9 protein-coding genes are annotated in these 10,675 nt (G+C 39.3%); 8 read left to right on the top strand and 1 reads right to left on the bottom strand.

The features are described from left to right. Positions 1-29 precede the first annotated feature (29 nt). Positions 30-2,765, top strand: a complete 2,736-nt coding sequence (locus J2Z32_RS08410; protein ID WP_210088710.1) for a glycoside hydrolase family 43 protein — start codon at positions 30-32, stop codon at positions 2,763-2,765. A 75-nt stretch (positions 2,766-2,840) separates the two neighbouring features. On the opposite strand, the gene J2Z32_RS08405 is transcribed toward J2Z32_RS08410, so the two are convergent. Beyond that, positions 2,841-3,161 (bottom strand): winged helix-turn-helix transcriptional regulator, encoded by a 321-nt coding sequence (locus tag J2Z32_RS08405; RefSeq protein WP_210088709.1) that lies wholly within the window; start codon positions 3,159-3,161, stop codon positions 2,841-2,843. Positions 3,162-3,461: 300 nt separating this feature from the next. On the opposite strand from J2Z32_RS08405, the gene J2Z32_RS08400 reads away from it, so the two are divergent. The 7 genes from J2Z32_RS08400 (at position 3,462) to J2Z32_RS22355 (ending at position 10,316) form a co-directional block, all read left to right on the top strand. Then, entirely contained in the window at positions 3,462-4,556 is a 1,095-nt protein-coding gene (locus tag J2Z32_RS08400) for an FAD-dependent monooxygenase (protein ID WP_210088708.1), read from the top strand. Between the two features lie 36 nt (positions 4,557-4,592). Beyond that, positions 4,593-5,372, top strand: coding sequence for a GTP cyclohydrolase II (locus J2Z32_RS08395; protein WP_210088707.1), 780 nt, complete (start codon positions 4,593-4,595; stop codon positions 5,370-5,372). Next, a complete protein-coding gene (ribD, locus tag J2Z32_RS08390) occupies positions 5,359-6,450 on the top strand; it encodes a bifunctional diaminohydroxyphosphoribosylaminopyrimidine deaminase/5-amino-6-(5-phosphoribosylamino)uracil reductase RibD (protein ID WP_210088706.1) in 1,092 nt (363 codons plus the stop codon). Before J2Z32_RS08395 ends, ribD begins: the two co-directional genes overlap by 14 nt. A gap of 697 nt (positions 6,451-7,147) precedes the next feature. Next, positions 7,148-8,173, top strand: coding sequence for an ABC transporter substrate-binding protein (locus tag J2Z32_RS08385; protein ID WP_245251307.1), 1,026 nt, complete (start codon positions 7,148-7,150; stop codon positions 8,171-8,173). Next, positions 8,154-8,945, top strand: coding sequence for an ABC transporter ATP-binding protein (locus J2Z32_RS08380; protein WP_210088705.1), 792 nt, complete (start codon positions 8,154-8,156; stop codon positions 8,943-8,945). The genes J2Z32_RS08385 and J2Z32_RS08380 overlap by 20 nt, the downstream gene beginning before the upstream one ends. Before the next feature lie 50 nt (positions 8,946-8,995). Continuing rightward, a complete protein-coding gene (locus J2Z32_RS08375) occupies positions 8,996-9,694 on the top strand; it encodes an ABC transporter permease (RefSeq protein ID WP_245251306.1) in 699 nt (232 codons plus the stop codon). Between the two features lie 445 nt (positions 9,695-10,139). Then, positions 10,140-10,316: a hypothetical protein gene (locus J2Z32_RS22355; RefSeq protein WP_245251305.1), complete on the top strand. Its 177-nt coding sequence runs from the start codon at positions 10,140-10,142 to the stop codon at positions 10,314-10,316. Positions 10,317-10,675: the final 359 nt, after the last annotated feature.

Here is a 10,675-nt window from a genome sequence, read left to right as displayed (position 1 = left end):
TTATAATTGATGGGAGGTTTGATTTAGTTATGTTCAGTTTACGTAAGCGTCGATCAAGAGGATTTCGCCATTTTTTAGTAAGCACCCTTATGTTGAGTTTGTCTTTTCCTTTCGGCTTCCAAGTAGGTCATGCTGCAGAAAGCAAGGAAAATAATCCCACCCAATCACCACAATCTGAGATTTATTATTTTGTTAATGCGGGAGATCCTACGCCAACCGTGGTTAAGGAAGGAGAGCAATTAGGATTATACGCAAGCTCAACAGAACAGCCTTATGGAGCTGATCCAACAACAGGTAAAATGTGGGGACTTAAAACCACAACCACAGCTGTGTATACGAGTGAAGATAGTACAAAGCTTGGTTCGTTACGTTATTATAATGGAAGTCAACGTCCAGATAAAAGTATTGATTATGATTTTGAATTACCGCATGGCAACTACGATGTTACATTTGGCTTCTACAATCCCTGGAGTGGCAGAGACGTTAATATTATCGCAGAAGGAAAAAACCTTGCAGGCGGTAATTATGCGATAGGATCAGAAACATTAACACAATTTACGTACCGCAGCCTTGAAGTGGCAGATGGGATGTTAAACATCGCAATTCAAGGCCCACAAGGTGGGGACATTCATCGCTGGAATGACCCACTCATTAATTACATTATAATTAGCAGTCCTGATATTATGAAGATTCAAGACCTACAAGCAAGCTTACTTACCGCAGAGCAGTATACCTCTGATCCACAATACACAAACAGCAGCATCGCTACGCTACAGGATGTTATCTCACAGGCTCAACAGTTTCTTAATAGCATCAACGATGAACAACAAGCCGAGCTTACACTACAAAATGAACTACACAATTGGAAAAGCAAGCTAGATCAAGCAATCTCTGCACTTGAAGCCATTCAAACCTATTCCTCCTTTAAACCAGGAGAAGTATGGAAGGACACGAATGGGGTACCGATTCAAGCCCATGGTGGCGGCATTTTGTATGATGAGAACACCTCAACGTATTATTGGTATGGTGAGGATAAAACGTATGGCTATTCACCAACCAAAGGTATCCATGTCTACAGCTCACAAGATTTGTATAATTGGAAGGATGAAGGGCTCGCATTAACCGCAATTGAGTCCATGGAGCAATTTGATAATGATCCACTCATTTCACAGTTATATGCAGGTCGGAATGATCGAGCAGACATATTTAATGATATTGGAAGTACAAGAGTGTTAGAAAGACCAAAGGTGATCTACAATGACAGCACAGGCAAGTACGTGATGTGGCTCCACACGGATGGACCAAGTACAACCTCGACAGCTAACTATGCCAAAGCAGAAGCAGGGTATGCGTTAAGTGATTCTCCAACAGGTCCGTTTGTATATGGCAAGAGTGAACGAATGGATCGTGTACCACCTGGAGCGGAATATAACGGTCAACCTAATCAACCTGGGATGGCTAGGGATATGACATTGTTTAAGGATGATGATGGGACTGCTTATTTGATTTATTCCAGTGAAGAAAATATGACAATTTATATTTCTAAGCTGAATGAAGAATATACCGATGTAGTAGGTTGGCATAAAGAGGGCAAAAAAGAGCGCGATGCCACCTATCAAGCAGAGTATGGTGTCGATTATGTACGTGTATTTCCAGGAGCACAACGGGAAGCACCAGCGATGTTTAAATACGATGGGAAATATTATTTGATTACCTCAGGCGCAACAGGCTGGGCACCTAATCCAGCACGTTATACGGTTGCAGATCATATTTTTGGACCATGGAAGCCGATGCGTGATCCTGCTGTAGGTCAAAAGGCATCAACAACCTTTGATTCGCAAAGTACATTTGTCATTCCAGTTGATCCTGAAAACGGCAAGTTTATATACATGGGGGACCGCTGGAAGGAAGGCGATTTAAAGGACTCTCGTTATGTCTGGCTGCCCATTGAGCTTCAGCAAGATGACCAAATTGCTTTAAAATGGGTAGATGAGTGGGATTTATCGCTGCTAGATAAAATGGATCGCATCAAAGTCGTTACCCCATTGCCAACAACAACGTCTGTTGATGAAGTACCGCAATTGCCTACATTTCTGGAGGTGCAGACATCAAACGGCCAAGTTAAACAGACTAGCGTCAATTGGCAACTTAACTCCGCAGACTTTAGCAAGCCTGATCGTTTAGTCATTACGGGGGTGTTACCAGAGCTTTCCGGAAGAGAAATTTCATTTAACTTAGATGTTATTCCAGACAATGTGGTGTATTTTGTGAATGCAGGGGGAGCGATGACAGAGCATTATACAACATGGTTATCTAAAATGGAGAAAGACCTTTTACAAAATGCGAATCAGCCTGATCAGGCTTATCAACCAGCCCAAGGAAAAAACTGGGGTTATATAGGGAATGGTACAAATACGGCTGGCAGTGATTCAGGTGATTTATTTACAGCGTTACGTTATTTAAAAGGGAATTCCGGTGATGATCTCAGCTACCGTTTTGCTATTGAGCAAGGGGATTACACAATTTATGTGGGACTTCATGATCCGTGGTACTCCTCCTCTAAAGGAAACCGGATTGCAGATATTGTGATCAATAACAGCATTGTAAAAGAAGGGTATACCTTTACTAATGCAAAAGATGTCCTTCAATTTAACAAGCATGTAAATGACAATGAGGATTTAGAGGTGACAGTACGTCGTTCCCCTCATGCACCTACGTCTCATTCTGATCCACAAATTAGCTGGATAATCATTACGAAGCAATGAATATGAAGCAATAAATATACAGCACCGCAAATAACCTGACTAAATGTGAGATCATATTAGGTCAGGTTATTTGTGTTATTCAGCAAGTACGATCCAATCTGATGCCCAATCCTGAATTTGACCAAACAAAGGAGCAAGTGCTTTTCCTTTTTCGGTTAGCGCATATTCGATGCGAACTGGCTTTTCAGGATATACGGTACGTTGAATAATGCCTTCCTCTTCCAACTCCTTCAAACGTTCGGACAATACCTTGCCACTTAAATTAGAGAGCGAATTTTCAATCTCTACAAACCGTTTTGGACCATCTAATAACTTATATACAATAAATGTAGTCCAACGCTTACTGAGTAATTCAACCGCTTTTTCAAACCGTGGACACATTATCGCTGTTGTCATTGTTTCCACCTCTTTTTAATGTTTACAACCAATGTTATACCAAATTATATAATGACTTTATTAATTTAACAAGCTTACATAATAAAAATTAATTACTTGACGAAACTTATAATATAAAATAAACTTTATTACATAAAGTAACTAAGTGAATTGAAGTGTATTAGAAAATGTCGGATTATGACGTCTTCTTTTTATGTCGAAAAATCAGATAAGAATGTATAATATTGTTTTATATTTTTTAAAGTTAGATTTGGTTTTACAGCTTTAAATTAGCTTTTGGCTGCTTGGGAGGAACATATAATGAAATTAAATGCTGAAGTTTGTGTGATTGGAGCGGGTCCTGGAGGCGCATTACTATCATATGTTTTAGCCAAAGCGGGACTTTCTGTCGTTTTATTAGAGAAGCAGCCAACACTTGGTAAAGCATTTCGTGGCGAAATTTTGAATGGGGAAGGCGAAGCGGTTCTAAACAAACATCAAATCTTGTCTTTTCTTGCCGAAGGAACCGTCTTACCTTTAACGCATATTGAGTATTGGTCTGGTGGAAAAATTGTAAAGAAATTATTTCCTGATTCACCGGATGGAAATGTGGGTATACATGTACCCCAAGGTGATTTGCTAAATGGAATCATTAATCAGGCAAATCAATATGATAACTTTACCCTGTACACTGGAGTCACAATCAATCAACTTCTTCAAAATGAGGATGGACAATATTGCGGGGTTGCAGCTGTTTTAGAAAATGGTGAGCCATTCGAGCTACAAAGCTCCATTATTGTAGGTGCAGATGGACGTTATTCAACAGTTCGCAAGCAAGCCGCTTTGTCAGTGTCACATCGTAGTCATGGTTATGATCTATTATGGGCACGTATTCCTGCACCAGATGACTGGCAGCCTGTTATTCGTTCCGCTATCGTGGACAACCAGCAGCTTCATTTATTTACACAAGCGACAGGTCATATCCAAATTGGCTGGAACATCGAGGAAGATGCTTACCCGAGGTTGCGAAGACAGTCGTTTGAGCCGTTTATTGCAACATTAATTAAGGCTTTTCCTGATCTTGAGCATCATGTTACGAAGCACATTCAGTCATGGCATGATTTTGTCTTGTTAGATATCTTTAGTAGTCAAGTAGATACTTGGGCAAAAGACGGTCTTGTCCTAATCGGTGATGCAGCGCATACGATGACACCAACAGGAGCTTTTGGTTTAAATGAGGCGCTTCGGGACGCGGACTGGCTGGCAGAACATTTAATCGAAGGATTACATGCAAACAAGCTAAACCTAACCTGGCTTAAGCAACTTGAGCAAGCAAGACGAAAAACAGTGGATGCTCTGCAACAGGAGCAATTTTTAATGGAAGAAACCTATCAACAAAACTTTATAGTCAGCTAATTATTAATATATCGATTAAAGGAAGGTGTAATTATTATGCTACAAGATCATACAAACGATGCACTTGATGTGCTTAAACATAAAATTCATACCGTGAATGCTCAAAATGCAACAAGTATTATGGTTGGTCCTATTAAGCTCCCTGTTAATTTGGACGGGCAAACGATCCAGTTTCAATGGTATTCATGGTTGTCGCTTCACGATGAAGCGGAACGGGCTAGATATGCCGCGTATACGTCAGAAGAGTTGATCTCATTACTACCATCACTCCAGCTTGCTGAGGGGCAACAATCCAGTGTGCTTGTTTATGGTGATTTTGAGCATAGTCCAGATGCCGTAATTCGGATGCATAGCATTTGTCATACGGGTGACATTTTTGGTAGCAAACGTTGTGACTGTGGTTATCAATTACATCAATCGATGAAGCTAATCGTAGAGCATGGTGCAGGTGCACTCTTTTATCTTGCAAACCATGAAGGTCGAGGCATTGGCTTGCTAAGTAAATCGATGGCGTATATATTACAAGAGGAAGGTCTTGACACAGTAGAGGCTAACCTTGCATTAGGTTTTTCTGATGATGCGCGTAATTATAGCGATGCAATTAGCATCTTGCAATATTTAAGACAAAAACCAGTAACCTTGATAACAAATAATCCTAAGAAATTAGAAGCTTTACGTGCTTCAGGTATGAATATTTCGGGAAGAATGCCGTTATGGGGTGACGTGTCCGAATATAACGTGAAATATTTACAAACAAAGGTGAAAAGATCAGGTCACTTTGCACAAGGTGAAGGGATGTTAAATGAATATGCATGATAAAACAGATGAAATGTATATGAGACTTGCTTTAGAAAATGCCAAAGCGATGTCAGGCCAGACGGCACCTAATCCGATGGTGGGCTCTGTCGTTGTTAATGAAGGAAGAATTGTGGGCGTAGGTGCACATTTGAAGCCTGGAGAACCTCATGCTGAAATTCATGCGTTGAGAATGGCAGGTGATGCTGCTAAGGGTGGAACCATTTATGTCACCTTAGAGCCTTGCTCTCATCATGGACGGACAGGTCCATGTGCCGAGGCCATCGTACAAGCGGGGATTACAAAGGTCGTCATTGCTGCTTTAGATCCGAACCCACTGGTTGCGGGTAGGGGCATTAAAATTTTGCAGGATGCGGGAATTGAAGTCATTCAAGGTGTGTTAGCCGAGGAATCAACGAAGATGAATGAAGTCTTTAACAAATATATCGTAACAAAAACACCCTTCGTGATGCTGAAATCAGCGATGACGATGGATGGTAAAATTGCGACGCGTGAAGCAAGCAGTAAATGGATTACCTCTGAAGCAGCAAGAGAGGATGTCCATCGTTTACGTCATGAATATGCTGCAATTTTAGTTGGAGTAGGCACGATCATTCATGATGATTCGCAGCTAACTACTAGATTGCCTCATGGGCGCAATCCATTACGTGTAGTTTTAGATAGTACGTTACGTATTCCAGAAGAGGCAAGAGTGATTACCGATGGAGAAGCACCAACTTGGATTTTTACTGGTCATTCTCCTGACGAGGAAAAGCAGGCAAGACTTCAGCAGCTTGGGATCAAAGTATTTCGAACATCAACTGATCAGGTTAATTTAAAGGAAGTGCTTGAAACTTTAGGTGCGCACGAATATTCCTCCTTAATGATTGAAGGTGGGGGACATGTGAATGCCTCCTTTATCGAGCAGGGACTTGTCGATAAGTTGATTTTGTATATTGCTCCCAAAGTAGTGGGTGGCGCAGAGGCTCCAACCTTCCTAGAAGGTGCAGGCGTACAGCTAATGAGCGAGGCGAAGCCACTTCGTGATGTTACTTTTTCACAAATTGGGGTTGATTTTAAGATGGAGGGCTACTTCTAAGTAGCTCTTTTTTTTCGGCTTAATATAAATTAATGGTAGAGGCACAAAGGATGCTGGTAGTACAAGTAGTGAATGTACCACTCGCGGTTCAAACTAATATTTATTATAATGACTCAATCAAAAATCAGTACTTGACACTATTGGGAGTATGTTGCTACGGTGCAGAGGGTGGCTTCAACCGCTGTTAAGGTATGACTTTTTTAAATATAGCTTATAAATGATAAAAGTCATACCTTAAAGGCGGCCGCGTTCGCTTCTCCACCATCCCTCTGCCCCTTCGCTACTGTAAGTAAGTGTCAAATACTAAAAGCGGATTGAGTCGTTGAAGAAAGTTAAAGGAAAAAAATTAGTTTTAACAGCGACTACTTCATGATTCCACAATCTTTCAATATCCGTCTTCCATCAAGCTTTGCTCGCGCGCCAAATTTATATCAAACCTCAAATATTTTAATTTATAAATATACAAAATGTGAGGATTGGTGTAAAATTGCATTGTTTAGGCGGGGCACGTTGTCATGTTTTTGTTTGATGTGACTTGTGAATAAATGCTCAATATCAATTCAAGAGGAAGGAGACTCATTTTTTTACACGTATTAAGAAATTGAAAGATCAATTCATTTAGTTGTTAGTAATTAATGAATTCGTAATTAATGATCTAAAATATAGCTATCATAGTGAACAGACGGGGGTTTTGACATTGTTAAAAGGAAAGACTGAAAAAACTGTAAAGCAAAAATGGGCATTATCGATTTTAATTGTTCTTTTAGTAAGTATGCTTGCTGCATGTGGGGCAAAAGACAAAGCGTTCAACTCTAGTGCAGATGAAGCTGACAAAGAAAAAAATGGTGGCAATCAAGCACAAGCGGAGCAACTTGGCGAGCTTAATCTTGGAATGCTGCCTTCCATAGATGCAATTCCATTTGTAATTGCACATGAACAAGGGTTTGATAAAAACCATGGTGTAAATTTAAATATCCAAACCTTTAAAAGTGCTAAGGATCGGGATGTAGCGTTTCAAGCAGGTAAAATTGAAGCGATTAGTGCGGATCTTGTTGCTTTAGCGATTTATAATCAAGCTGGATTGGACGTAAAGGCAACGAGTACAACCTTTGGTGAATTTGATTTGTTGACGGGATCTGCGGACATTAAAGAGGTTAAGGATTTAAAAGGGAAAAATGTGATCTTATCCAAAAATACATCTACACAATATACAGTAGCAATGATGCTTGAGCAAGTAGGACTTACTGAAGATGATATCAACATTACAGAGGTTCCACAAATTCCAACCCGTTTAGAATTGCTTAAAAATAACAAATCAGATGCTGCGATTTTACCTGAACCATTTGTAACGATGGGAAAAGCGGCTGGATTAACGGTGTTAAGCTCTACACATACAGCGGAAATTAATCCGTTTATTTTGGCAATTCCGCAAAGCGTCATTGATGTGAAGTCAAAAGAGATCGTTGCGATGTATCAAGCTTATAATGATGCAGTGGATTACATGAAAACTCATAAGCAAGATGAATATATCGACCTCATTATTAAAGAAGTGGGTTATCCAACTACATTAAAAAATGAAATTACAGTGCCTGCTTATGTTGCGGCAAATCAAGTGGATGAAAAGCAAGTGGAGCGTGCGTTTGCTTGGGCGAAGTCAAAAGGTTTGTTAAAGAAAGACATTTCCCCTAAAGAAGTGATTTCAAATGTTGCATTCGACAAATAAAAATTTGATAAAATCAAGTGGGCTGCAAATTGCCGATGTGAGCGTTCGTTATGTCAGTGGAGAGTTAGCCTTAAATGGGATTGATTTGAATGTGCCTGAGCATCAAATTTATACATTGCTAGGACCATCAGGCTGTGGGAAATCGACGTTATTACGAAGTGTTGCTGGCTTAATTCAACCTACTCAAGGTGAAATTTTATATAACAATTCTCAACTGCAAAAAAATCAGGATACACTTATTGGTTTTGTACCACAAAATTATGGTTTATTACCTTGGAAAACGGTACACTCCAACATTATGACTGCCCTAAAAATTAGTCGAAGAGATTTAACAAGAGAAGAGCAGCATGCTCAAAGTCAGCTTTGGCTTACTGCGATGGGGATTGCGAATTTAGCTCACAAATTTCCACTAGCGATTAGTGGCGGGCAACAGCAAAGAGTGGCGTTAGCGCGTACCTTTGCGATTCAACCCCAAATTATGCTTTTAGATGAGCCTTTTTCTGCATTGGATGCTATAACGAGAGAAGAAATCCAGCATATATTTTTACAAAATTGGGCAACACATCCTACAACAACCTTGTTTGTTACCCATGATGTAGATGAGGCGATTGTGTTAGGTCAAAAAATTGTTATCATGCCTGCAAACAAAGACGACGCATTAACGATGATAGATAATCCAGTGTTTCCCGTTCCTTATAATAGTAAGCGAGAGCATCCTCTCTTTTTTGAACAAATGAAGGCAATTAGAAAGGTAATGCAGGAAAAATGGTAAAACAAAAAAAAGTAAAACACCTTATTACATTAATGACTGTCTTTTTGCTTATGAATGTAGGCTGGTATGTGCTTTACCTCATAATTGATCATCCTATTTTGCCAAGTCCAATTGATGTATATCAGGTTATCTTGCAGTATGATAAGGCTGAGATGGGCTTACATATATTGTATAGCTTAACTCGTATTTTTGTGGGAATGCTGTTGGCACTTGTGCTTGGGATGACGATAGGGATTATCATGGGCCGTTCTAAAATCATCAATCGTTTATTAGATCCCGTTGTATATTTAACTTATCCGATTCCGAAAATTGCCTTATTACCTGTAGTGATGCTCTTTTTTGGCTTAGGCGAAGGCTCTAAAATATTAATGATTATGTTAATTTTAATTTTTCAAATCATTATTTCCGTTCGCGACGGTGTCAAAGCAATCCCTGACAATACGTATGATGTATTAAGTACACTTGGTGCAGGACGCTTTCAAAAGTTTTATCATATTACGTTACCAGGTGCGTTATCAGTCATTTTTAGTACGATTCGCATTTCCTTGGGGACAGCGATTTCCGTATTGTTTTTCACAGAAATATATGGGACAGAATACGGTATGGGCTTTTACATTATGGATGCGTGGTTGAGATTAGATTACAACGGTATGTATGGTGGGATATTGCTGTTTAGCTTCCTTGGATTTGTATTGTTCCTTCTCATTGATCTGCTTGATTATTGGTTAATGAAGTGGCGGCGGGATTAGTAGTTGACAATGAGGAAGATGGAAGCTACGAGACAGAGCGTTCTTACGATCGTTATTAAAACCAGATACCTTATATTGGTAAACATAATTGTTGGAATCCGGTTTTAAATACGACCGCTGTCGCTTCTCCAGAATCCCTCTGTCCCTTCGCTACTGTGAGTTGTTTGTCAACTACTAATTTTATGATCATTAATTTAAACTCATCATGAGCGTAATAAGCCGATTATATGGGTGATGAAGACTTGAAGAGAAAATATGGTGACCGTTCAGATTGGAAACGTGTATTGAAAAGAGAATATGCCCAGTTATATCTTGAAATGGACAATTTTAAAGGCTACATATCACTTCTGAAAATTGCCAAAGTTAAAGAGCCGCTGACGTAAAATACTTTGACCAAAATGTTTGCATTGTAAATGATGGATGATTTATTTTTAGATTTGTCATTTTGCCGTCAGGAGATGTAATCCAAAAGGATTCGGAAGAACTCGATGAAGCATTGCTTAATGGTACAATTGACGAAACACTATATAACCTCGCAAGAAAAGAGGCTGATTTAATTAATTCCCTTGTTGCGCTTTCACAGGAACACAAAGATATTCTTTTACAAAAACTCCAAAAGTAAATCTGATGGAGAGCAAACCACCTTACCTGTAGATGGATTGCTCGATACACATAGTTACAATAATTTCGAAAATAGTCATTACTTAAATTACAAATCCTTTTGTTTTAACCTTCGTAGTGGAGGGGAAAGCAAAAGGTTTTTTTTACTATTTCTTGCTTAATTAAAGGTTGATCAAGACGTTTTGATGCATTTTTTACAATTAAATTTATAGCTCAATCTTGAAATCAGTGCTTGACAGCTAACCCCAACTAGCGAAGAGACAGAGCGATTCTGAAGATTGTCTCTTAAAATCATCTTCTATCCATAAATTAACTTTAATAAAAAAAAATATGATTTTAACAACAATCGCAAGAACGCTC

Source organism: Paenibacillus turicensis (genome assembly GCF_017873435.1).
GTDB classification, from domain to species: domain Bacteria; phylum Bacillota; class Bacilli; order Paenibacillales; family Paenibacillaceae; genus Fontibacillus; species Fontibacillus turicensis.
The sequence above is the reverse complement of the archived record's forward strand: the minus strand, read 5'-3'. Positions and strand labels throughout refer to the sequence as shown.

Bases quoted from the DNA above. Each gene is read 5' to 3' on its own strand.
- J2Z32_RS08410 (WP_210088710.1), top strand. From the start codon at position 30: ATGTTCAGTTTACGTAAGCGTCGATCAAGAGGATTTCGCCATTTTTTA.
- J2Z32_RS08405 (WP_210088709.1), bottom strand. From the start codon at position 3,161: ATGACAACAGCGATAATGTGTCCACGGTTTGAAAAAGCGGTTGAATTA.
- J2Z32_RS08400 (WP_210088708.1), top strand. From the start codon at position 3,462: ATGAAATTAAATGCTGAAGTTTGTGTGATTGGAGCGGGTCCTGGAGGC.
- J2Z32_RS08395 (WP_210088707.1), top strand. From the start codon at position 4,593: ATGCTACAAGATCATACAAACGATGCACTTGATGTGCTTAAACATAAA.
- ribD (WP_210088706.1), top strand. From the start codon at position 5,359: ATGAATATGCATGATAAAACAGATGAAATGTATATGAGACTTGCTTTA.
- J2Z32_RS08380 (WP_210088705.1), top strand. From the start codon at position 8,154: ATGTTGCATTCGACAAATAAAAATTTGATAAAATCAAGTGGGCTGCAA.
- J2Z32_RS08375 (WP_245251306.1), top strand. From the start codon at position 8,996: ATGAATGTAGGCTGGTATGTGCTTTACCTCATAATTGATCATCCTATT.